We start from the raw sequence: 22,311 nt of genomic DNA, 5'->3' as shown, positions 1-22,311 counted from the left end.
TGGCGGTGACATGGCAACAGAAAACCGCCGCGCAAATATGCCTGTTTTCTCCCGCTTACATATAATGAGAATTAGCCATTCCCATAATTCCTATTATAGAAATGGCCATGTCACTTCTGCAGCTGCGCAGCTTTGTCGAGGTCTACCGTCAGCGCTCTCTCAGCAGCGCCGCCCGCAGGCTCGGGCTGACCCAGCCCGCCGTTTCGCAGCACATTGCCGCGCTGGAGACGGCGATTGGCCATCCCCTGTTCGACCGTCATGCCAAAGGCGTGGTGCCGACGCCCACTGCCGACGAACTCGCCGCAGGCCTTGGCGACCGGCTGGAAATGGCGGAAGCCGCGCTGGCGCAAGTCCGGGCCCGGTCCAGCGACCTCACCGGCATGGTGCGCATCATGGGGCACGGCGATTTCATGGCCGAACTCGTGATTCCGCGCCTGCTGCCGCTCCTGCAAAAGGGCATGCGCCTGCGGCTGCTGACCGGCGATCGCGAAGACATCCGCTCGGCGCTGCATGAGGGCGATTGCGACCTCGCCATTTCCGCCTACCCGGTCACCGATCCCAAATTGCGCAGTGAGAAAGTGCACGAAGAAAAGCTGCACGCCGTGGCATCGCCCGAAGTGGCCGGACGTTTGATGTCCGCGCCGAATCTGGCCGCAGCGCTGGCTGCGGAGCCGGTACTGGCCTTCAATCTGGAACAGCAGCTTGTCGATGACTGGCTGAATGCCAACGCGCTGTACCGCCAGCCCATGCGCGCCGCCATGATCGGACAGGACCTGCGCTGCCTGCGGGGCATCCTCATGCAAGGCTTTGGCTGGTCTGCCTTGCCCGGCTACTTGTGCCAGGCGCAGATCGAGAGCGGCGAACTGGTGGAAATCCCGGCTCCGGTGGCGGCGCCGGTCAATCGTTATTTTCTGGTTTGGGCCCCGGCAGCCCTGCGCGAACCGCGCGTTGCCGTTGCGCGTGCAGCGATACTCAGCATGCTGCAGGTGTTGGTTGCGTAACCCTTGTCTTAGAATGCCATGTCGCGAGACGTTGCCGGCTTTGCATGAATGAGGCTCCGCGAGGAGGCTGGACATGAGGGGCTGTATCGGCTGATGGGCGAGCAGATGGCGTGTCTGTCGCCGTATTTTCGCAATAGCCATGGAAAGCGGCGGGTCGATGACCAGCGGTCCTGGGCGGGACAATGTCCGTCAACCGGAATGGCCTGCGTTGGCGGGATTCACCCAGACAATACAGGCCGCACAAGGCCTTGTATAACCGCTGGAAACGTGTGTTCGCATGATTGCGATAGCGTGCGGGCAATCGAAGCCGGACTCACGTCCACTCGTAGCCCGGACAGAGGGAATAGGCCGGGGATGGGGCGCAAGTTCAGTCCAGGACCGAGGATAACGGCGTACGCGGCACGAACCGTTGCCATTTCCCCTCGGGCTGGGAGAGGCGGTCGGCAATGATCTGAAACACGGCAGGGTTCGTCACGAAGCCGAAATGGCTGGAGACGACCTCGACGTTTTCGTTAATTTCATCGCTGTCGCCGATGCAGTTTTCCCAGGCGGTGATGCCATCGGTGCGGCTGAACACGGCCGTCGACGGGATCGGCAACACGCGCGGGCCGTTGCGGTAGCGTTCCTGCATCTTCTCGGACGAAAAGTCGTTGCCGGTGGCGAACTGGTAGAATGACTTGAGATTGGTTGCGTGCGGATCGCCCGAGAAGGGGCTGCCAAGCGAGATTACCTGCCGCAGGTCTTCGGGGTCACGCCGTGCTGCCTCGCGGGCAATCACGCCGCCAAGGCTCCAGCCTACCAGGCTGACCTTGCGTCCCGTCTCCTGGCGGATGACGCGGATGCGCTCGGCGATGTGCTCACCATTCTCGCCAACGGTGTGATGATCGAAGTTCCAGCCCAGATCCATCGGGTGGACGTCATAGCCCTGCAGCGAGAGGAAGCTGCGCAAGAGCACGGTCATCGAGTCGCTGGTCGCGAAGCCCGGCAGGACCACCACCGGATGCCCGTCGCCGCGCGGGGCCATCGCCAGCACCGGGCTGAGGGCAAGAGTGGAAGCCGCTTCCATCAAGCTGCGGCCAAGTTCCAGGAAGGCCAGGCCGAGGAAAGGCGCCTGGATCGGGCTTTCGATGCGGGCCATTTTCAAGCTGCCGGCCCCTTGTGCACGGCGCGGTGATCGTGTGTCATTCAGAGGGTTCGCCTGTCTCAGCTGCGCAGTGCAGGAATGGAGTTTTTCCAGCATATTCCTCGCCGCGTCATCCTAGCCCTTTGGCTATGCGCGGATGCCGCGTGCCCGCGCCCGCTCACAGGCTGTAGGCGGTGCGCGTGGCGCTGTAGCGGGCGAGGCTGAGCGCGAGGATGACGATGTCGCTGGTCTGTCCCTCGGCATCGCGGACATGGTCGCGCAGCAGGGCTTCGGGCCGGAATCCCAGTTCCTCGAACATGCGCAGCGCGCCTTCCTGTTCGGGGGTCGTGTGGACAGTGAGCTTTTCCACGTCCTCGGCCAGCGCCTGGTCGACGCAATGCAGCGCCAGCAGCCGCCCGAGGCCCATGGAGCGGCTGTCCACGCCGACGAGGATGCGGATGTCGGCGACGTGGCTGGACCAGCTCAGGCGATCCCGCACGAGCGCGGAGCAGCCCCGCAGATGGCCATCGCCGTCAACGGCGACGAGGCTCGAGATCGAGCCGCCTTCGGCCGTCTGCTCGATCCAGGCGGTGACGACCTTCTCGAGCCGGATATCGCGTTGCAGGAACAGCAGGTCCTGCGCAGGCAGTTCGCGCGCAAATGTCAGGATCGCGTCCTTGTCCGCGGCGTGCATCGGGCGCAGCGACACGCGCACGCCATCAAGTTCCAACTGCGTGGGCGCAATGCCGGTGCCGGTCGTCATGTCGATTTTTCTCCAAGCCATTCATCGATGAGCGGCCACAGGCGCTTGACGGCCGCGGGGCCGGCGACAAGGCTGACATGGCCGCCCTTCGAAACGATTTCGTGCCGCTGCTTCGATCCCGTCATTTCCATCAGGGGGCGGGTGGCCTCGTGGCTGACAATATGGTCGTGCTGGGCGACGATGTTGAGGATGGGGCAGGTGATGCGGGACAGGTCCACGCGGCGCCCGGCGATTTCCATCGTGCCGTTGGCGAGCGCGTTCTCCCACATCAACTGGGTGATCAGCTCGCGGAAATAGGCACCGGGGAGCGGTAGGGTCTCGGCTGCCCAGCGATCGAACATGCGGTAGGATTTGACGAAGTCGTCGTTCCACATGTTGTTCCACAAGGTCATGCGGCCTGCGGTGCGGTTCGCCGGCCGCGATAGGTCGAAGGCGCCCAGCATCACGTCGGCGGGGATGATGCCGAGCTTGCTGACCAGCAGTTCCACGTCGAAATAGCGCTTATCCGCCCAGGACTGGAACAGCTTCATGAAGTTGAAGTCCAGCGGCGTGGCGAAGGCGATCAGGTTGCGGATCGCCTTCGGGTGAAGCGCAGCGTGCATGACTGCGAGCGTTCCGCCCATGCAGTATCCTGCAAGCGAGATGCCTTTCTCGCCGGTAATACCGGCAATGGCCGCAAGACTCTCGGGAAGGAACCGGTTGACGTAGTCTGACAGGCCCAGTTCCGCCTCGTCACGCCGTGGCGGGTTCCAGTCGAGGTTGTAGATGTCATAGCCGCGCCTGAGCATGTACTCGACGAAACTCTGGCCGGGGGCCAAGTCGAAGATATAGCCGCGGTTGGAGGGCGGTGAGACGATCAGCAGGGGTTTGCGGTAGACCTCGTCGAGCACCGGTTCGTAACGGTAAAGAACGGCCGTGCCGCTGCGGTAGATGGCGGACTTGGGCATCGTGCCCACCGGCTCACGATCGGCAATGAGGAAATCGAGGCCGCGGATGTTGCGTTTGAGGGCGCGGTCAATTTCCAGCTCGATCCGGCGCGCAATGTCTTCATTTTCTGGCACGCCCTCAATCCCTTTGCGTTGTCAGTCCTTGCGTGCCTTGTTTGCGGGCACCCGTGTTCGGCGCGGTTCAGTCTTTACGGGGGTGGGGGTGCCGTCGTTGGCCAGTTTGTCGAGCGCAATGCGGAGCTGCGCGATCGAGTCCTCGATGGAATCAAGCCGGTCCGCCAGTGCCTCAACCTGCGTCTTCGACGGCAGATTGAGTGATTGCAGAAGGCCTTCGAGTTGTTCGGTCATCGCCTTTTGCGCGACCACTATCATCTTGGACGTCTGCCCCAAGACAGCGCTAAATTGTTCGCTCTCCGTTAGCCGACCAGACCAGGCGTTGATCTCTGCTTCCCAGTCCTGGATCATTTTCTGCCAAGCGGCGATGGGATCAAAGGCACTAATCGTCATGCTCCACTAATTCCCAAGCATCTCGCCGGATACAACTGTCCTTTCTGCTATGGCGACTGCCGCTTTTGGCGACGACTTAGGGCCCTGACCCTAAGTGGCTTGGAGTGTCCGCTTCGCCGGCGACGATTTCTGTCGCTGCCGTTCCTTCGGCATCGCGATCAACCAGACAGACCGTTGCGCTCTCTTCGCCGAAGGACAGGAATTAACCTGCGGGCTCAAAGAGATCGGGCGCCGCTACGCCGGCTAAGCGAAGCTGATGGCGCACTGGGACAAAGTGCTGCCGGGTCGGTGAAATGATCGTGGTTCGATCACTTCGCTCAAACGAAAGCGCGGCGAATGCAAGACGGGTTTCGGAACGTCGTTTCCGCCTCACGAACCCCGGCTTTGCCAGCGAACATCGCTGCCACCATGCTCAGACCCTGCTACTCCTCGCGCGGCCAGAACCTGTCATCTGTTTCCTCCGTCTCGCAGTTCATCCAGATAGTCGCTCCACCATTGCGCCATTTCAACACGTTCGGCCCAATAGGCCGACTGGTTGTATTTGCGTCGTATCTCACCTGAAACAGTATGCGCCAATGCGCGCTCGATCGCGTCGGGGTTCCACTTGCCGCATTCATTCAGCAGCGATGACGCCGACGTGCGGAAACCGTGCGCGGTCATTTGCTCTTTTGTGTAGCCCATGCGGCGCAGCGCGGCGGCGACGGTATTCTCGGAGATCGGGCGTGCTCGCGTGCGAACCGATGGGAAGACATATTTCCCTTTCCCGGTCAGGCCGCGCATACTTTCCAAAATGCCTAGCGATTGCCGTGACAATGGGACTGCGTGGGGCTGCCTCATTTTCATCTTCTCTGCCGGAAGCGTCCAGATTTTCTTCTCAAAGTTGATCTCCGCCCATTCCATGTGCCTGAGCTCACCCGGGCGCTGGAACACATGCGGCGTAAGCTTGACTGCATGCATGACTGCCGGATCGCCCTCGTAGTCCTCAATAGCCCGCAGCAGCCCGCCGAATGCGACCGGATCGGTGATTGCGGCGAAGTGCTTAGCCCTCGGCTGGATGAGCGCGCCGATCAACAATTGTGCAGGATCACGGTCCGCCCTCGCGGTCGCAGCCGCGTACCGGAAAACCCGACTGGCAAAGGAGCGAAGCCGTTTTGCGGTTTCATATCGTCCACGCCGTTCGTGGCGCCTGATTTCGTGCAGCAATTCGGCGGGACTGATCTCCGTAATCGGCCTCCGGCCAAATTCGTTGCCAAGCAATTTGATCAGCCAACGATACTTTTCCAGCGTACGCGGCGAGACCCCTTCCTTTTCCCGCTTGGCCAGCAACTCTTCTGCCACCTTGGCGAAGCTGTTTTCCGCCCGCATACTCGCTTCGATCCGCGCCTGCCGCTTGGCGGCATTGGGATCGATGTCATGAGCGAGCAGTCTGCGGGCCTCATCCCGCGCCGAGCGGGCTTCGGCCAATGTGAATTGAGGATATGGGCCGATAGCCAGTTTCCGCTCCACGCCGTTCCTGCGGTATCGGACACGCCAAAGCTTGCTGCCTCCCGGATTGACCAACAGATACAGCCCCTGCGAGTCCGTGACCTTGTAGGGCTTTTCCTTAGGCTTGCAGTTCCGGATTGCGGTGTCGGTGAGCGCCATGGGGGCCTCGCTTTTGCAGAGGGCTCTCCGAGGCCCCCAAATTATGCCCTGATCGACCGCAATTGCAGGCAAACAAGGGCAGTCGCTGACAACCAGCGATTGCCCTTAAACTATCGGAAAAGTGGGATTTTTTCAACCTTTGGCGACTGTCGCCAAACAGGATGTTGGTAGCGGAGGAGGGACTCGAACCCCCGACACGCGGATTATGATTCCGCTGCTCTAACCGGCTGAGCTACTCCGCCATACCAAGGCCAACCCGCATCAGGCTGGGTTGATCCGATGCACCGGATGGCCGGTGCAGGCCGCGTCCTTTAGGGGGGAGGCTGGTTCCGGTCAACACCCAAAAAGCAGGTGGATACGGAAAGATCCAAAGGGGCAATTCCATCGACGTTGCGAGGCCCGGTCGGGCATGGTTGAGCGCGACGGTTCCGCCGCGTAGGCGGGGAACGGCCTGAACCAGTGACAGAGCCAGTCCGGCGCCTCAGCCTCTGGCGATTTGCCTTGACCGGCGCGCGGCCTTGAGTAACTTTGTATTGCAAAGTTTTGGAGTCTGTAATGTCTGAAGTCGAGCAGGCAATTGCCCAGATCGCCGACATTCGCGCGCAATTGGCAGCAAGCACGCGTTTTCGCGGCTATGCGCCAGAAGCCGTTGGTGTCGTGGGGTTGTTGTCGCTGATGATCACCGTGATGCAGGTTGTCTGGCCTGATCGCTATGCGGCCAACGATCAGCAATATGTGCTGATCTGGGGGCTGCTGATGGCTGCGGGGTGCCTGCTGATTGCGGGCGAGGCGATTCTGAGGACGTACCGGACAAGCGATCGCATGGCGCATCCCATGCTGATCTCCGCAATGCGCACCGTCATTCCGGCCACTGTCATGGCCGCAGTAATCCCCGCTGCGGTGCTGGTCTATGCACCGCAGGCCGCATGGATCGTGCCCGGGTTCTGGCAGATGCAGATCAGTCTGGTGGCCTTCGCCAGCTATTCGATGATGCCGCGCAAGATTATCTGGCCGGGGGCATGGTTCCTGTTCTCGGGCGGCGCAGGGCTGTTTCTGGCAGGTGCGCACGGCGGCCTGACACCGCTCGTCGCGGGTGCGCCTTTCGTTATCGGCCATTTCGCGATTGCCTGGGCGCTGCGGGAACGTAAGGAGCGGGGCCATGGCTGAAACCCGGGCAGATACACCTTTCGCTTTCAACGGTCTCGACCGGATCTTCCACGAACGGGCACGGCTTGGCATCGTCACGTCGCTCGCGGGGCAGCCGGAAGGGTTGTCCTTCGCCCAGCTCAAGCAGCTTTGCGGTCTGACCGATGGCAATCTCAACCGGCACCTGACCGTGCTGGAGGAGGCCCGCTACGTGATCATCGAGAAGAGTTTCGAGGGCAAGCGCCCGCAGACCCGTTGCCGGCTTTCCGAGCTGGGGCGCGGTGATTTCGGACAATACCTGGCCGCTCTTGAAAGCGCGCTGCTGAAGGCGACGCGCGCGACGGAAGGCAAGGAGTCCGTATCCAACATTTCCCGGCGACTGCGGGAACGCCCGACGTGAGTACGTTTTTGTATGTTGAAGCTTTGTAATGCAGAGTAAATTGTAAGGAGGAACAGCAGATCCGGACGGGGATTCAGATGTGCCGGTTTGACTGTTTTCAAGAGGAGAGGAATTATGAGCGCACCGTTCGCCACTGCCGAACGTGTCCCAGAGACCGTGCCGTCCGAACTTGTGTGGGACCGGGATTTCGACACCTTTACCCTTGAGGGCGACGACCCCTTCGTTTCGATTGCCCGCCTTTATCAGGAAGCGCCGGTGATCTGGGGGACCGAAGCCAATTTCAAGCGTCCCGGCTGGATTCTGACGCGCGACGACGTGATCCGCGAGGCGTTCATCGATTACGAGCACTTCTCGTCCGAACGCCCTGGCATGATTGCCGACATGCTGGGCGAGCCGATCCTGCTCAATCCGATCGAGATCGATCCGCCCCGGCACCACCAGTACCGCAAGATCCTCAATCCCTTTTTCACGCCAGCCGCCATCCGCAGCTATGACGAGCCGGTGCGGAAGATCTGCCGCGAACTGATCGCCAAGTTCAGGGACCGGGGGGAATGCGAGTTCGTCGATGAGTTCGCGGTGCCGTTTCCATCGTATGTTTTCCTCGACCTGATGGACATGCCGCGCGCGCTGCTCGATCAGTTCATGGGCTGGCAGGATGAACTGATGCGCGCGCCCGATCCCATGGTGCGTATAGCCGCTGCCCGCTCGATCTATGGCTACCTCAAACAGCACATGGAAGCGCAACAAGCCAATCCGACGAACGATCTCCTTCGCGGCATTGTGACGGGGCAGGTGGAAGACCGGCCGATGAACTACTACGAGATGATGGGCATGTTCTATGTGCTCTACGTCGGCGGGCTTGATACGGTCTATTCGACAATCGGCTGGATCATGCAGCATCTGGCAAAGGACGCTGTGCTGCAGCAGCGTCTGCGCGCTAACCCGGATTTGTTGCCGCAGGCGGTCGAGGAATTCTGCCGCGCCTATTCAGTGGTGATCACCCACCGCGCGGTGACCAAGGATTTCACCTTCCAAGGCGTGCCGATGAAGAAGGGTGATGAGGTCAACATGCCGATCATGCTCGCCAACCGCGACCCGTCGGTTTACGCGGATCCGCACACGGTCGACATCGACCGCAAGCCCCGCCACATCGCCTTCGGCACCGGCACGCACAACTGTGTCGGCGTCAATCTTGCCAAGCGCGAAATGCGGATCGTGATCGAGGAATTCCTAAAGGCCTTCGTCAACATCCGCATCAAGCCGGGTGAAATGCCGCGCTACCACACTGGTCGCACCTTCGGTCTCGATTACCTGCCGCTGGTCTGGGGCTGAGCCGTGCCGGAAGAGATGTTCCGTATGGACGGCGAGGTTGCTGTCGTCACGGGCGCAGGGGCCGGTCTGGGCCGGGCGATTGCCACCACTCTCGCCTCTGCGGGGATGGCGGTAGTCGCCGTGGACTTGTCGCTGCAGGCTGCCGAGACCACAGTCGCTGCAGTCACCGGGGCCGGTGGCCGGGCCAAGGCCGTGGAAGTCGATCTCGGCACCGCGAATGCCGGTGAAGCGATCGTTTCCGCAGCGGCACAGGCATTTGGCCGGATCGACGTGCTGGTGAACAATGCAGGGATATATCGGCCCGGTGGACGTTTGCCCGATCTCGACTGGGACCTGTTCGAGCGGACCTGCGCGGTCAATCTGTTCGGGCCGCTGCGCGCGATGATCGAGGCGGGCAGGCACATGCAGCCGGGCGGGCGGATCATCAATGTGTCGTCCATGGAATCGCTGCGCCCCAGCGGACCGGGCATTGCCAACTACAGCGCCACCAAGGCGGCGCTCAATGCCCTGACGCGGCAGGCGGCGGTGGACTTCGCCGATCAGGGCATCCGCGTGAATGCGATCCTGCCGGGGCTCATTCACACCGAGGGCACCTCGGGCGCGGCGAAGCAGATGTTCGACATGATCGCCGCGAAGGCGCCGAGCCGGCGGATCGGCGAGCCGCGCGACATCGCCGGGGCCGCGCTGTTTCTGGCGAGCCCGGCCTCGGCTTACGTCAACGGGCACTGCCTGGTGGTGGATGGCGGCATCACGATCAGCGGCTGAAGGGCCGCTTCAAACACAAAGAGGGAGAGGGACTGTGAGTGAAACCAACGAGGCGCTGCTGCGCCGGTTTCTGGGCTATTGGGCCACGCGCGATGCCGCGGCGATGGTGGAATGCTTCGCCGAGGACGGGGTCTATGACAACGTTCCCGAACGCAAGCCGATGGAGGGGCGCGAAGCGATCCGCACATGGCTCGACATGTGTTTCGGGCACCTGACGCGCATCGACGTCGAACTGCTGAACGTTGCCGTCAACGGCGAATGGGTGCTGTGCGAAAGGCTCGACGATCACGTGATCGGAGAGCGGCACATGGTGCTGCCGGTGATGGGCGCGATCCGCATCGTCGACGGCAAGATCGTGATGTTCCGCGACTACTACGACCGCAAAACCGTTGCCGAACTGGGGATGGGCTGACCACTGGTAAAGGCCGCCGCCCAGCCCACCAGCCTTGTGCTTGCGGTCTGGCTGGTGTTCCGGGTCAATCGCGCGACATGACCAGCGCGTGCTCCTGCGTCGCGCCGAGAGGCACGTCGTAACCTTTGGCCGCATCGCAGATTTCATTCCAGTGCGCGGCGACGTCCTCGACGCTGGGCGGAACATCGCGGGGGCCTTGCCAGCCATGCGTCGCGCCGATGAAGACATGGGCCATGCGTCCCAGGCACTGGGAGTACAGCCCATGCGTCACCGTGCAGTGCTCGCTGGCGAGATAGACGGCGAGCGGCGTGTTGAATTCGACCTGCATCGCGTTGCCGATAGACGCGGGCATGGCGGTTTCGATCCCTTCCAGCTTGCCCGCCCAGTCGGCGGCGGCCTGCATTGCCATCCGGCTCACCGCATTCGGCATCAGGCCGTTGCACAGGATGCCGTGGGCTTGCCCTTCCATTGCTGCCACATGCATCAGTCCGGCAATTCCGGCTTTGGCCGCGCCATAGCCGCCGACCATCGGATTACCGAAGATCCCCGCGCTCGATGCGGTATAGACGATGCGGCCGTACCCCTGCGCCGCCATGTGCGGCCAGACGGCACGGGTCAGCTTGAAGCTCCCCGTCAGGTGCGTGGCGATCACGGCGTCCCAGTCTTCGTCGCAGGTTTCGGCCAGAGTGTCGTTGCGCATGATCCCGGCGTTGTTGATCAGCACATCGACCTTGCCGAATTCGGCGACGGCCTGAGCGACAATGGCATTGCAGCCTTCGGTTGTGGCGACACTATCGTGGTTGGCGGCGGCCTCACCCCCGGCCGCGCGGATTTCTTCCGCCACTTTCTCCGCCATCGAGGCTGAGCCGCCGCGACCGGCCACATCACCGCCGAGGTCATTGACCACCACGCGCCCGCCACGGCGTGCGATTTCCAGCGCATGCGCGCGGCCGATGCCGCCGCCCGCGCCGGTGACGATGACCACGCGGCCTTCGAATGAAATCTGTTCCATACCTCTCCCTTTCGGCATTTTTGCCGTTGTGTGTCGTGGCTTCTCAGGTGTTCTTCAGGTGTGGCAGCACCTCCGACGCGAACAGCCTGAGCATGTTCCAGCCGATCTCGGGTGCGAGGCCTGCGATCAGCGGCGTCAGCGAAATGTCGGTCTTGCTGGCGAAGGCGATAGCCTCTGCCGGCGTCATCACATTGATGATTCCGGCCTTGCGAATGGCCTCCACGTTGTCGAGGCCATAGAACGGCGAGGTCGTCGTATCGACGTCGCTCGCCCAGGACGCGTAGCTCTTGACCATGTGGACGATATGCGGCCCGATCTTTTCCCATTCCGCATCGGGATCATGTGTGACGTGAACGGCCGGATGGGTCGACATGATCGGCCCCGGCGCATGACCATTCTTCGCGCATTCCTCTTCATAGAGGGCGATGAGTCTCTGGCTCTCGGGCATCATGCTCGGCTGCAGCACCCAGAACCCGAAGCCATGCTTTGCAGCGCGCCGCGCGGCAGCGGGAACGCCGCCGCCGACCAGCAGGCGAGGGGGCCGGTTGACAGGCAGCGGGCGCACGAAGACTTCGCGCTCGCCATACTGGAAGCGCTCTCCCGACAAGGCGCGGGCAATGACGTCCAGCCCCTCGTCCATCAGCCGCGCGCGGTCCTTGAGCGACTTGCCGAACATGCTGAATTCGGCGTCGACATAGCCGGGCACGAGCGTGGTGTAGAGCCTGCCGCCGCTGATGATGTCGGTCACCGCGATCGTCTCAGCCAGTTCCACCGGATCGTGCAGTGGCAGCACCAGCGCGCCAAGCATGATCGCGATCCGATCGGTGCGGGCGGCGACCGCAGAGGCCATCAGCGACGGCACCGGATTGTATCCGTCTTCCGAGCAATGGTGCTCCGGCAGAACGACGGCATCAATGCCGATCTCGTCGGCAAAGGCGCACATCTCCAGTGCGGCCTTGTAGAGTTCGGCCGAGGGCGCGCCGAATTCGGGCGCGCGCATATCGAAGCTGATGACCGTTTTGAACACGAGGCTTTCTCTCCCAGGTATTTGGCCGGGCGGCACAAGCAAAACCGCCACACACTTACTTTGCATTGCAAAGTAAGTGTGTGGCGGCCTTAGTCAAACGGTTTTTGGAGCCGTTACCGGGGCATCGTAACGAGCGTGGCAAGCGCCTCGTGCGCCAGCCCGCCCGGCAATTCCTCCAGCATCCGGCGCCGCAGTTCACGCACCAGCAGCGAGCGGGTGTAGCGCAGCGCAGGTACAGGGACGCTGGCGATGTTGCGCGCGAGTGTGCGGGCGCGGGGCAGCAGGGCGTCGGGAGCCATGACCTCGCCCACAATCCCGAGTTGCCGCGCTTCCTGCGCGCCGATCCGTTCCCCGGTCAGCAGGAAATAACGCCCGCGGTTTGGGCCCAGCAGCATGGGCCACACAACGTGGACGCCGTCCCCCGGCACCGTGCCGTTGGGAAAGTGCGCGAGGTCGGCGAACTCTGTGTTTTCGCTGGCAAGGACAATGTCGCACAGCACCGCGATTTCGGCATGGATGAGCGCGGGGCCATTGACCGCGGCAATCATCGGCACCGGAACCGCGAGCAGGGCCTGCAGCAGGCTGTTGCCTTCCTCGTAGATGCGCGGCCACATAGAGGCGATGTCCGGTTCGGGAAAGGCGAAGGCGGGATCGAAACCGTCGATGAAGCTCTCGCCGGTGCCGGTCAGGATTACCACCTTGTTTTCGACATCGCGCGCGATGTCGAGGAAGGCATCGCCCAGTTCCGCATGGAGGCAGTCGGGCGAGGAGCCCCACTTGGCGGGGCCGCCGCGCGTGTGGATGGTCATTTCCAGCACGCCGTCCTCGCGGGTCATGCGGATGCCGGTGTATTTACCGGCATAGTCCGGCAGCCGGGTCATGCGATCGCTCCCGATGCCTTAAGGCTTTCGATCTCGTCCCATTCAAGCCCGAGTTCCATCAGGAACGTTTCGGTATGTTCGGAGGCCTGCGGTGCACGTGTGGTCTCAACCGGCGCATGATCGAACTGCACGGGATTGCGGATCAGCCGGATCGGTTCACCGCCCGAACCTTCGACTTCGACGATCGTGTCGTTCGCCAGAGTCTGGTCATCGGTCACCACATCCCTCTGGCTCTGTGCGGGGGCCCATTGGCCTTTCAGCGTCTTGAGGTGCTGGCGCCAGTAGGCGAAGGGCTGGCTGGCGATGGCATCGCGCACCATGGTCCCGGCGGTTTCCCAGTTGGCGAGCAGGCTCTTTACATCGGAATACCGGGGGTCGTCGGCGCATTCCGCCAGCCCCAGATGTTCGAAGGTGTCGCGGATGTAGGGCCCAGGCGTGATCATGGTCAGGTTGATCGTCCCGCCATCCGAAGTGCGGAAATTGCCCATGAAGGGGTTGCCCGGCGTCGCGCCCGAACCTGGGTAGGGGGAGCGGATCTGGGCGCCGGTTTCCATCGTCAGACACAGGCTGGAGGCCATGGCCCATGCGGCCGTGCTCATCAGCGACACATCAACTTCGCTGGCCTTGCCGGTTCGCTCGCGGTGGAGCAGCGCGGCGGCAATGCCGCCCGCGATGTTCATGCCGCCGATGGTGTCGCCGAAGGCGGGAATCCCCTGCGACATCACGCCGGGCAGCTCCTCGGGCGTGAGGGCAAAGCCGATGCCGCCCCGGTTCCAGAACGCCGTGCTGTCAAACCCGCCTAGCTGCCGTTCCGGGCCCTTGTCGCCGAAGGCGCTGCCGCGCGCGTAGATGATGTCCGGATTGACGGCGCGAATGTGCTCGATGTCGATTTGCAGCTTCTGGCGCACGCCGGGCAGGTAATTGGTCAGGAACACGTCGGCGGTGCGCGCGATGCGGTAGATGAGTTCGCGGCCTTCGGCGCTGGAGACGTCGATGCCGACGCTGCGCTTGCCGCGGTTGGGGTGCTCCATCACCGTGTTGCGATCGGGCGTGACCGGCACGGCGCCTACCCGCAGGAAGCCGCGCTGGGCATCGCCGCGCACGGGATGCTCCACCTTGATTACGTCCGCGCCCCAGTCTGCCATGACCGCGCCTGCGGCCGGAACGAAGGTATATTGTGCCACTTCGAGGACGCGAATGCCCTCCATCACGCGTGTCATCCTGGTCTCCCGCTTGTCTGTCCCTCGGGCGCGCGAAAGGCGCCCGGACTGCAGATTGTGTCGTAATGAGGAGGGGCAGGCATCGACAATGTCAAAATCGGCCGCCACATATACGATAGTTCTATAGGATCGAGGATCGCGATGGACATCCGGCGTTTGCGCTACTTTCTGCAGGTGGCTGAATTCGGCTCGCTCAATGCGACCGCCGAGCAGGTCAACCTCAGCCAGCCGTCGCTGAGCCGCCAGATCCGGTTGCTGGAGGAAGAACTCGGTGTCTCGCTGTTCACCCGGCGCCGGGACGGCATGGTGCTGAGCCGCGACGGGCTCGAGCTGCGGACCCGCATCATGGGGCCGCTGCGCCAGCTGGAAATGGTACTGGACGAGATCAAGTCTCACTCCAGCCAGATTGGCGGTACGGTCGTTCTCGGAATGCCTTCAAGCGCGATCGATGCTCTGGCCAGTCCGCTGGCCCGGCGAGCCAGGGCCTTTCCCAATATGGCAGTCCACATCGTCGAAGGGTCGGCCGGGCAAATGCTGAAGTCGCTCGAACGCGGTGAAATCGACATTGCACTGCTGAACGCGCCGCCCTCCGACGCCAAGTGGCGCTGCGCGACCGAAGAACTGTTCGTCGAGGAACTGGTCCTCGCGGGGCCTGCGAACTCCGGTCTTTCCGCCGATCGGCCTGTGAGTGTCGCTGAGCTGGCACAGCTTCCGCTCGTCCTGCCAAGCCCGCCCAATCATCCGCCCCCAATTCGGGAGCTGGTCGACATCCTTTCGGGCCTGACGGGCGGTAACTGCAATTTCCCGCTCTATGCAGACTCGTTCCAGCTCACGAAGTCCTACGTCGAGGCGGGGATTGGCTATTCGATCTTTCCCTATTCTGCGGTTCTGCATGAACAAGAGAAAGGTGTGCTGGCTTACGCGCCCGTGTCGGGGCACCGCCTTGCCCGGCACATGGTCCTCGGAACCTATCCCGGAGGCCAATATCCGCGTGCGCTTGAGCGCGTAAAGGAGATGATCAAGGCGGAGATCGTCGAACTGGCCGAGGCCCACCCGTCGCACGTGCAATTGCTGTTCTGACAGGCACGTCCGGCAGCTGTACCCGAAGCCGTCAGAAAGAGGGTCGTATTTATATCCTCTATAACGCGTTTTCCTATTTGCATTGGCGACATGGAAAGGCGGCCGTTAGCCAGAAGGCCTAGCCGACACCGCTCGGCAGGAACACCCGAAAGCGGGATGAGAGAGGAGCACTGCCATGGCCGACGCCGATGCAAAGGAACTCGCCGATACTGCCAGAATGTATTGGGCAGCAGAAGGCTACACACCGGGCGGCACGATCCGCGAAGTCGACTATTCCACCCAGAACGGCGGGATCCACCCGCTTCTGGAAGGCATCAAGATCGTCGACTGTGACACGCATTTCACCGAAGCGCCCGATCTGTTCACCTCGCGCGCACCCGCGAAGTATAAGGGCAAGGTCCCCTACTTGCGGCGCGATAGCGACGGCGTCGACCGCTGGTATATCGGGGAGCGCAACTGCGGCTCGACCGGCGGCAACGTGATCCGCAAGGACTACAACAAGCTGCTGGGCAAGCTGGCGTTCCCGACACTCGAGGAATCCCTCCCCGGCGCCTATCAGGTGAAGCCGCGCCTGCAGATCATGGATGACATGGGCGTCTGGGCGCATATCTGCTTCCAGAACTCGGGCGTGACGCAGCCGGGCATGCTGATGTCGCTGGGCGACAACGATCTGGCCGTCGACATCCTGCGCATATTCAACGACGCCTCGTGGGAATACCAGGAGGAATCCGGCCAGCGCATCTTCAACATGGCGCACCTGCCCTATTGGGACAAGGCCGCCATGAATGCAGAAGCCCGCCGCTGCATCGATCGCGGGCTCAGGGGTTTCGTCCTGCCCGACAAGCCAGAGATGTTCGGCATTCCGGGCTACATGACCGATCACTGGGTCGACGTGCTCGAGATGTGCAACGAGACCGGCATGTCGATCAACTTCCACATCAACGCCGCGATCGATCCGGGCACGGTGATCTGGGACGGCTTCACCTTCCAGAAGCGTCTGACGATCCAGCCGATCATGCACTCGCTGGCCTGCGCGGCGACGCTGGGCAACTGGATGGTCTCGGGCCTGCTCGACCGTTTTCCCAAGCTCAAGATCGGCCTGATCGAGGCGGGCATGGGCTGGGTGCCCTTCGCGCTGGAAATGCTGGAGCACCAGTTCGACGAAATGTTGCCCGATCCGGCCAGTCTGCCCGGCAAGCGGCCCTGGGAGTATTTCCGTTCGAACTTCTGGACTACCTTCTGGTTCGAGAAGCTTGGACCGAAGACGCAGATCGACGTGGTTGGCGCGGACAATATCCTGTTCGAAACAGACTTTCCGCACCCGACGTCACTTTATCCCGACGTGCAGTCGCACATCGTGGAGGCACTCGGCGACCAGCCCTTCGAGGTTCGCAAGAAGATCCTGCAGGACAATCCCGCGAGGCTCTACAATCTGCCGTTTTAGAGCAGAGTCCGAATGCCGCTTCCGGCTGGCCTGTCTTCTTTCCGCATAAGGGGATTCGGCCAGCCGGAAGACAGCTTTTTCAGGCCATGAGGGCAAGTCCTGCGCGGTACAGCATGTAGAGCGCCACGCAGGCGATCAGGGCGGCGAATAGCGTGTTGAGGCGCCCCTTGGAGGCAGCGAGACGCCGGGCTGACAGCGCGCCGAGGCCGGTTCCGATGACACCGCCGCCGATAAAGGTTGCGGCCAGCGGCCAGTCGATCAGCCCCGACCAGGCATAGTTTGCCGCCGTCGTCAGGCCGAATGCCGCCACCGCGATCAGCGAGGTTCCCACCGCGCGGTAGATCGGCATGGAGGTGGAAGCGACCAGCGCCGGCACGATCAGGAATCCGCCGCCGATCCCGAAGAAACCTGACAATACACCGGTGCCGAAGCCGAAGCTCAGGACCTTGGGCAGGTTGTCGCGGTTACAGGTGACGCCTTCGACGCCTGCATCTTTGCGTCCGCGATACATGGCGAAGGCGACCACCAGCATCAGCAAGGCGAACAGGAACAGCAGCTTCTGCCCGTCGAAAGCCTTGCCCGCCGTCGATCCGGCGAGTGCTCCGATGATCCCTGCTGCGGCAAAAGCGGCGCCGCAGCGCCAGTTGACGTTGCGTTCACGAGCATGGTTCCACACTCCGGAGAGTGCATTGACCGCGACGGCCAGTGCACTCGTGCCGATCGCGAGGTGCGGGCTTTTCACGCCCACGAAATAGACCATCAGCGGCACGGCGAGGATTGAGCCACCGCCGCCAACCAGTCCGAGCGTGAAGCCGACCAGGATGCCGCTCAGGCCGCCCAGCAGGTATTGAAGCTCGGTCACCGAACCGGCCTAGAGCAGGTTCAGCGGCAGCTTGAGATAGCTGACGCCATTGGCTTCCGGTTCCGGGAAATGCCCGGCGCGGATATTGACCTGAATCGAGGGCAGGATCAGGCGTGGCATGCCCAGCGTCGCGTCGCGGGCCTCGCGCATGGCTACGAATTCGTCCTCGGTCACGCCGTCGTGAACGTGGACGTTGCCGGACTTTTCCGCGCCGATCGTAGTTTCCCAGACGTAGTCGTCGCGGCCGGGCGCCTTGTAGTCGTGGCACAGGAACACGCGCGTCGCGTCAGGCAGCTGCATCAGGCGCCGGATCGAGCGGAACAGCGTGCGGGCATCGCCGCCGGGAAAGTCCGCGCGGGCGGTGCCATAATCGGGCATGAACAGCGTATCGCCGACGAACACGGCATCGCCGATCACATAGGCGAGACACGCTGGCGTGTGGCCGGGCACATGCAGTGCGACAGCGTCGATCCCGCCCAACGAGAAACGTTCGCCATCGTGCATAAGCCGGTCGAATTGCGAGCCGTCATGCACGAAGCTTTCGGGTTCGTTGAAGACCTTCGCGAACACGTCCTGCACGGTGCGGATTTCGCTGCCGATCACCAGCGTACCGCCCAGTTCCTGCTGGATATAGGGCGCGTCGGACAAGTGGTCGGCGTGGGCGTGGGTTTCGAGCAGCCAGTCGACCGTCAGGCCTTCCGCGCGCACATAGGCGATCACGGCATCGGCCGAGTCATGAGTGGTGCGGCCCGAGGGCTGGTCGAAATCGAGCACGGAATCGATCACGGCCGCGTGCTTGGTTTCCGGGTCGTGGACGACGTGGGTGGCTGTGAACGTTGCCTCGTCGAAGAAGGTACGAACCACCGGCTGGCGCTTCGCGGCGATGGCCGCGTTCACCTGGGCCACGGCGGTTTCGAGATGGGTGTCGGTCATCAGTCGATATTTCCGGTCAGGGCATTGAGCTGCCAGGCGGCGACAAGGCGCTGGCCCTGGGCTTCCAGCAGCGCGGCTTCGGCGGCGATCGCCTCGCGCTCGGCATCGAGCACGGAGAGCACCGGCAGGGAGCCGACTTTGGCTTCCAGCTTGCGGCCTCGCAGGGCTTCCATGGCGGCCTGATTTTGCAGGTTTGTGGCATCGACCATGCGATTGGCAGTGGCGAGGCCGGTCCAGGCATCGATCACCATGCCTTGCAGCGCCTGATCGGCCTGACGTAGGAGGGCCTCGCTGGCATCGACCCCGGCATCGGCGGCATGGATCTGGGTGGCGACGCGCCCGCCGGCGAAAATCGTCCACTTGCCCCGGATGCCGACGGAGTACGAATCCGCCTTGTAGCCGGGGAAGAACTGGTCGCGGACATGCGCCGCTTCGGCATAGGCGCCGACCTGCGGCATGCCTTCGGCCTTCGCGGCGCGCACGCCGGCCTTGGCCACGTCGACGGCGGTCTTGGCCTGACGCAGCGAGGGATTGGAAGCGCGGGCGAGGTCCAGCGCTTCGTCGAGCGTGGGCGGCGTGCGGGGCAAATCGGGCAGCGGCGCAAGATCCCCGGCCGGAGTGCCGGTCAGGCGTTGATAGGCAGCTTCCGCCGAAGCGAGGCGGCCTTGCGCATGGGCTTTCCCGGCATCCGCCTGCGCCTTGCGGGCTTTGGCCTGCGCGAGATCGGCGCTTGAGATTTCTCCCGCCTTGAACCGCAGCCCGGCCTGACGCTCGACTTCGGTGAGTTCGGTGACCAGCTGATCGAAGCGGGCGTTAAGCTTCCGTGCGGTCAGCACCTCGGTGTAGGCGGAAATGGCCTGTATCACGGTCATCAGGCGCGTCTGCTCGGCCTGGAAGCCGGCGATCTTTGCGCCGCCTCTGGCCTGATCGATCGCCGCGGAAATCCGGCCGCCTGCATAGAGCGGCATTTCCGCGGTCCCTTGCAGTGCCAGCGGCGTCGTATCGTCGGCGGTAATTCCGAAGAACCCGCCATTGTCTATGTGGCCCGTCCCGACCGACCCTTCGACCCGAAGGAGGGGATTGCTCTCACTCTTAGCGCGATCGAGACGGGCCTGCGCCGCTGCCTCTTCCGCCTTGGCTGCCTCCAGCGCGGGCGCATGCGCCAGGGCATCGGCGATGGCCGCGTTCAGATCCTGCGCCGACGCGATGGGGGACGCCAGGAAACAGGACAGGGGCAGCAGGGGAAGCAGGGCACGGCGCATAGTCGGTCTCGCTTAGCGGAAGGCGTTTCCGGGTTTCACACCCAGCATCTTGAAGATCATTGCGGCAGGGCAAAAACCCGTAAAGCTCGCCTGGATCATGTTGAGCCCGGCGAAGATCGTCAGGCCGATCCAGTAGGGATGTACATAGATCGAGAGCAGAACGCTGGCGAGGACGACCACGCCGGCGAAGCGAAGAACGGCAGCATCGAGATTCATCGATCCTCTCCTTTACTTGAAACGCAGCTTGCGGATGCCGAGGGCATGCATGGCAAGCTTTTCGTAGAACGGTTCACTGGTGCCGCGACGCACCTTGTGCAGGAAGTACTTTTCGAATCCCACCTTGGCGAGGTGGACCCACTTGCCGCTCGACGACCAGTTGAGGTTGCGCGGCGGGATCTGCGGCTGCGCCACGAAGGCCACGCCGCCATCGCCGAAGTCGGCGAGGCAAACCGCGTTCCAGGTGGCCTCCTCGGCGGGTTCCTTGCCGGCCAGTTCCAGCTTCAGGTTCGCGGCGATCGCGGTGACCATCGATTCGATCATGAAACCGGTCTTGGGCACGCCCACGGGTACTGGCGTCGGGCCGACCGGCGGGATGGCGACGCACACGCCGAGTGAATAAACGTTCTTGAAGTTGGGATTGCGCTGGTGCTTGTCGGCGAGAATGAAACCGCGCGGATTGACGAGGCCTTCCACGCCCATCACCGCATCGATACCGCGGAATGCAGGTAGCAACATCGAATAGCCGAACGGCAGATCGTGCGTGGCCTTGACCGAGCCGTCCTCGGCCAGTTCCTCGGTGTGCATCACGCCGACTTCGATCTTGGTGACGCGGTTGTTGCAGATCCACTTGATGTGGCGGTTGCGCAGCTCGCTCTCGAGCAGGCCTTTGGTGTCGCCCACGCCGTCCAGGCCGAGGTGGCCGATATAGGGTTCGGCGGTGACGAAAGTCATTGGCACCTTGTCGCGAATCTTGCGGCGCTTGAGCTCGGTGTCGAGGATCAGCGCGAATTCGTAGGCTGGACCATAGCAGGAGGCGCCCTGAACGGCGCCGACTACGATCGGCTTGGGATCGGCGCAGAAGCGATCGAACGCATCCGCCGCTTCGGCCGAGTGATCCGTCTTGCACACCGATACGGTGTGGCCATGGGGGCCGAGGCCCTCGATCTCGTCGAAGGCGAGTTCAGGGCCGGTCGCGATGACCAGATAATCGTAGTTCAACGACGTGCCGTCGTTGAGCTCGACGCGGTTTTCAGACGGGTGGACTTTCTTCGCGCCAATGGAGGTGAAGCCGATGCCCTTTTTCTTCATGATCGGGGGCAGGTGGACCTTGATTGCCTCGGGTTCGCGCCAGCGCACGGCCACCCAGGGGTTGCTGGGGACGAACCAGTAATCGTCCTGGTCGTTCACCACGGTCACTTCCGCCTTGCCCTTCACGGCATCGCGAATCTCGTAGGCTGCAATGGTGCCGCCAAGGCCAGCACCTAGGATTATGATCTGGGGCAAAGACATCTCTAGCTCTCCCGTTGTCAGGTGCCCGCATCTGGTGAGTCTTTCACCGGGAGCGCCCCGATAGAATAGGCTGCATCTGACTTGACTAATATAAGTACATTAGAATATATGCAAGTGGCAATGTACGGCCGGATGTTCCGGCGCGTATCCCGTGATGGCAATGAGGTGAATCAAATGGTGTTCGGTTTCGGAAAGCCGCGTCACAAGGAAATCTCGGCTGAACAGCTCGATACGATGCTGAAGGCCGGAGAAGCGCTGGTGGTCGATGTTCGCGAAGTGGACGAGTTTGCTGCGGGGCACATACCCGGTGCCGTGAACATGCCGCTTTCGAGCTTCCAGCCGTCGAAGCTTCCGCATCCGGAAGGCAAGACGCTGATTCTCAATTGTCTGGGCGGAAAGCGCTCGGGCATGGCGCTGGACAAGTGCGGTGTTGCGCAGGCCGAGGTGGATACGCACCTTGCTGGTGGTTTCGGTGCGTGGACGGCGGCGCGGTTGCCGGTTGAGCGCTGAGTCGTTCGACAGAAGAACTACAAGCAGGGGATGTCATGATGCGCGCAAAAGTCCTGGTCCTGTCCGCCATCGGACTGTCGGTGCTGGGCCTGCCGCTGGCAGGCTGCGGCAGCAGCGAGGAAGTGGCGCAGGAAGCCAAGGCGCCTTCGGGCCCGCGACTCGTGCTGCAGGCCAGCGATACGGCCGACTGGCAGGACGTTAGTGCCGAGATCGCGACCGTCGATCAGGCGCAGGTCATGGCGCGTATCCCCGGCATCCTCACGTCGCTCTCGGTGCATGAGGGCGACATGGTCCGCAAGGGTCAGGCGATCGGACGAATCGTCGACAGCCAGCTTGGCCCGCAGGCCGCGGCCGCGCAGGCGCAGATGGCGCAGGCCCAGTCCGAGTTGAAGCGCGTGAAGTTCCTGCATGACAACGGCGTCTATGCCGATGCGCGGCTGGAGCAGGCGCAGGCCGCGGCTGCCGCCTCGCGCGCGCAATACGCTGCTGCGACGGCTGTGGCCGGGCAGGGCGCTGTCGTGGCGCCTGCGA

At 62.8% G+C, this 22,311-nt stretch carries 24 protein-coding genes, 1 tRNA gene and 1 pseudogene; 11 read left to right on the top strand and 15 right to left on the bottom strand.

The genetic code is table 11. The features are described from left to right. Positions 1–101: 101 nt before the first annotated feature. Together MTR64_RS00130 and MTR64_RS00125 are read left to right on the top strand one after the other, a co-directional pair. Positions 102–1,001, top strand: a complete 900-nt coding sequence (locus tag MTR64_RS00130) for a LysR family transcriptional regulator (protein WP_243989636.1) — start codon at positions 102–104, stop codon at positions 999–1,001. Between the two features lie 48 nt (positions 1,002–1,049). Then, positions 1,050–1,270, top strand: a pseudogene (locus tag MTR64_RS00125) (transposase); the annotation flags it as partial. A 98-nt stretch (positions 1,271–1,368) separates the two neighbouring features. Here MTR64_RS00125 and MTR64_RS00120 read toward each other — a convergent pair. From MTR64_RS00120 to MTR64_RS00095, 6 genes are all read right to left on the bottom strand, one after another. Then, entirely contained in the window at positions 1,369–2,139 is a 771-nt protein-coding gene (locus MTR64_RS00120) for an esterase/lipase family protein (RefSeq protein WP_243989950.1), read from the bottom strand. A gap of 163 nt (positions 2,140–2,302) precedes the next feature. Then, the gene (locus MTR64_RS00115) at positions 2,303–2,887 is read right to left on the bottom strand and encodes a GNAT family N-acetyltransferase (RefSeq protein WP_243989634.1); all 585 of its coding nucleotides are present in this window, start codon (positions 2,885–2,887) and stop codon (positions 2,303–2,305) included. Further along, complete coding sequence (locus MTR64_RS00110; protein ID WP_243989632.1) at positions 2,884–3,948, bottom strand: alpha/beta fold hydrolase; 1,065 nt, start codon at positions 3,946–3,948, stop codon at positions 2,884–2,886. The genes MTR64_RS00115 and MTR64_RS00110 overlap by 4 nt, the downstream gene beginning before the upstream one ends. A 21-nt stretch (positions 3,949–3,969) precedes the next feature. Further along, complete coding sequence (locus tag MTR64_RS00105) at positions 3,970–4,341, bottom strand: hypothetical protein (protein ID WP_243989630.1); 372 nt, start codon at positions 4,339–4,341, stop codon at positions 3,970–3,972. A gap of 447 nt (positions 4,342–4,788) precedes the next feature. Continuing rightward, positions 4,789–5,985 (bottom strand): tyrosine-type recombinase/integrase, encoded by a 1,197-nt coding sequence (locus tag MTR64_RS00100; RefSeq protein ID WP_243989629.1) that lies wholly within the window; start codon positions 5,983–5,985, stop codon positions 4,789–4,791. 165 nt (positions 5,986–6,150) lie between these two features. Next, a tRNA-Met gene (locus tag MTR64_RS00095) sits at positions 6,151–6,227 on the bottom strand. A gap of 313 nt (positions 6,228–6,540) precedes the next feature. Between MTR64_RS00095 and MTR64_RS00090 the strand changes: the two genes are divergently transcribed. From MTR64_RS00090 to MTR64_RS00070, 5 genes are all read left to right on the top strand, one after another. Next, the gene (locus MTR64_RS00090; protein WP_243989627.1) at positions 6,541–7,152 is read left to right on the top strand and encodes a hypothetical protein; all 612 of its coding nucleotides are present in this window, start codon (positions 6,541–6,543) and stop codon (positions 7,150–7,152) included. Continuing rightward, a complete protein-coding gene (locus MTR64_RS00085; RefSeq protein ID WP_243989625.1) occupies positions 7,145–7,531 on the top strand; it encodes a transcriptional regulator in 387 nt (128 codons plus the stop codon). Before MTR64_RS00090 ends, MTR64_RS00085 begins: the two co-directional genes overlap by 8 nt. Before the next feature lie 114 nt (positions 7,532–7,645). Beyond that, entirely contained in the window at positions 7,646–8,863 is a 1,218-nt protein-coding gene (locus tag MTR64_RS00080) for a cytochrome P450 (RefSeq protein WP_243989623.1), read from the top strand. 24 nt (positions 8,864–8,887) lie between these two features. Further along, positions 8,888–9,628, top strand: coding sequence for an SDR family NAD(P)-dependent oxidoreductase (locus tag MTR64_RS00075; protein WP_243989621.1), 741 nt, complete (start codon positions 8,888–8,890; stop codon positions 9,626–9,628). Between the two features lie 34 nt (positions 9,629–9,662). Then, positions 9,663–10,040, top strand: coding sequence for an SgcJ/EcaC family oxidoreductase (locus MTR64_RS00070; protein WP_243989619.1), 378 nt, complete (start codon positions 9,663–9,665; stop codon positions 10,038–10,040). Between the two features lie 64 nt (positions 10,041–10,104). Here MTR64_RS00070 and MTR64_RS00065 read toward each other — a convergent pair whose 3' ends face one another. From MTR64_RS00065 to MTR64_RS00050, 4 genes are all read right to left on the bottom strand, one after another. Next, positions 10,105–11,052 (bottom strand): SDR family NAD(P)-dependent oxidoreductase, encoded by a 948-nt coding sequence (locus MTR64_RS00065; protein WP_243989617.1) that lies wholly within the window; start codon positions 11,050–11,052, stop codon positions 10,105–10,107. Positions 11,053–11,095: 43 nt separating this feature from the next. Then, positions 11,096–12,079 carry an LLM class flavin-dependent oxidoreductase gene (locus MTR64_RS00060; RefSeq protein ID WP_243989615.1) on the bottom strand — a complete coding sequence of 328 codons (984 nt, stop codon included), beginning with the start codon at positions 12,077–12,079 and terminating at the stop codon, positions 11,096–11,098. Positions 12,080–12,192: 113 nt separating this feature from the next. Beyond that, positions 12,193–12,960 (bottom strand): enoyl-CoA hydratase/isomerase family protein, encoded by a 768-nt coding sequence (locus MTR64_RS00055; RefSeq protein WP_243989613.1) that lies wholly within the window; start codon positions 12,958–12,960, stop codon positions 12,193–12,195. Then, positions 12,957–14,180, bottom strand: a complete 1,224-nt coding sequence (locus tag MTR64_RS00050) for a CaiB/BaiF CoA transferase family protein (RefSeq protein WP_243989611.1) — start codon at positions 14,178–14,180, stop codon at positions 12,957–12,959. The genes MTR64_RS00055 and MTR64_RS00050 overlap by 4 nt, the downstream gene beginning before the upstream one ends. A 141-nt stretch (positions 14,181–14,321) precedes the next feature. On the opposite strand from MTR64_RS00050, the gene MTR64_RS00045 reads away from it, so the two are divergent. Together MTR64_RS00045 and MTR64_RS00040 are read left to right on the top strand one after the other, a co-directional pair. After that, entirely contained in the window at positions 14,322–15,260 is a 939-nt protein-coding gene (locus MTR64_RS00045) for a LysR family transcriptional regulator (protein ID WP_243989609.1), read from the top strand. Between the two features lie 175 nt (positions 15,261–15,435). Next, positions 15,436–16,704 carry an amidohydrolase family protein gene (locus MTR64_RS00040; protein ID WP_243989606.1) on the top strand — a complete coding sequence of 423 codons (1,269 nt, stop codon included), beginning with the start codon at positions 15,436–15,438 and terminating at the stop codon, positions 16,702–16,704. Positions 16,705–16,783: 79 nt separating this feature from the next. Here MTR64_RS00040 and MTR64_RS00035 read toward each other — a convergent pair whose 3' ends face one another. Genes MTR64_RS00035 through MTR64_RS00015 form a run of 5 tightly spaced genes read right to left on the bottom strand, consistent with a single transcriptional unit; the run spans position 16,784 to position 21,270 of the window. Next, on the bottom strand, positions 16,784–17,566 hold the full coding sequence (locus tag MTR64_RS00035) for a sulfite exporter TauE/SafE family protein (RefSeq protein ID WP_243989605.1): 783 nt from the start codon (positions 17,564–17,566) through the stop codon (positions 16,784–16,786). Positions 17,567–17,575: 9 nt separating this feature from the next. After that, entirely contained in the window at positions 17,576–18,499 is a 924-nt protein-coding gene (locus tag MTR64_RS00030; protein ID WP_243989603.1) for an MBL fold metallo-hydrolase, read from the bottom strand. Next, positions 18,499–19,761, bottom strand: a complete 1,263-nt coding sequence (locus MTR64_RS00025; RefSeq protein ID WP_243989601.1) for a TolC family protein — start codon at positions 19,759–19,761, stop codon at positions 18,499–18,501. The genes MTR64_RS00030 and MTR64_RS00025 overlap by 1 nt, the downstream gene beginning before the upstream one ends. A gap of 12 nt (positions 19,762–19,773) precedes the next feature. Further along, the gene (locus MTR64_RS00020) at positions 19,774–19,977 is read right to left on the bottom strand and encodes a YgaP family membrane protein (protein WP_243989599.1); all 204 of its coding nucleotides are present in this window, start codon (positions 19,975–19,977) and stop codon (positions 19,774–19,776) included. A gap of 12 nt (positions 19,978–19,989) precedes the next feature. After that, positions 19,990–21,270, bottom strand: coding sequence for an NAD(P)/FAD-dependent oxidoreductase (locus tag MTR64_RS00015; RefSeq protein WP_243989597.1), 1,281 nt, complete (start codon positions 21,268–21,270; stop codon positions 19,990–19,992). A gap of 174 nt (positions 21,271–21,444) precedes the next feature. On the opposite strand from MTR64_RS00015, the gene MTR64_RS00010 reads away from it, so the two are divergent. Both MTR64_RS00010 and MTR64_RS00005 read left to right on the top strand, forming a co-directional pair. Then, on the top strand, positions 21,445–21,780 hold the full coding sequence (locus MTR64_RS00010; protein WP_243989594.1) for a rhodanese-like domain-containing protein: 336 nt from the start codon (positions 21,445–21,447) through the stop codon (positions 21,778–21,780). A 35-nt stretch (positions 21,781–21,815) separates the two neighbouring features. Beyond that, a partial coding sequence (locus MTR64_RS00005; protein WP_243989592.1) for a biotin/lipoyl-binding protein occupies positions 21,816–22,311 on the top strand: 496 nt, incomplete at its 3' end.

It is taken from the genome of Novosphingobium album (ex Hu et al. 2023) (assembly GCF_022832385.1).
Classification (GTDB): domain Bacteria; phylum Pseudomonadota; class Alphaproteobacteria; order Sphingomonadales; family Sphingomonadaceae; genus Novosphingobium; species Novosphingobium album.
The sequence above is the reverse complement of the archived record's forward strand: the minus strand, read 5'-3'. Positions and strand labels throughout refer to the sequence as shown.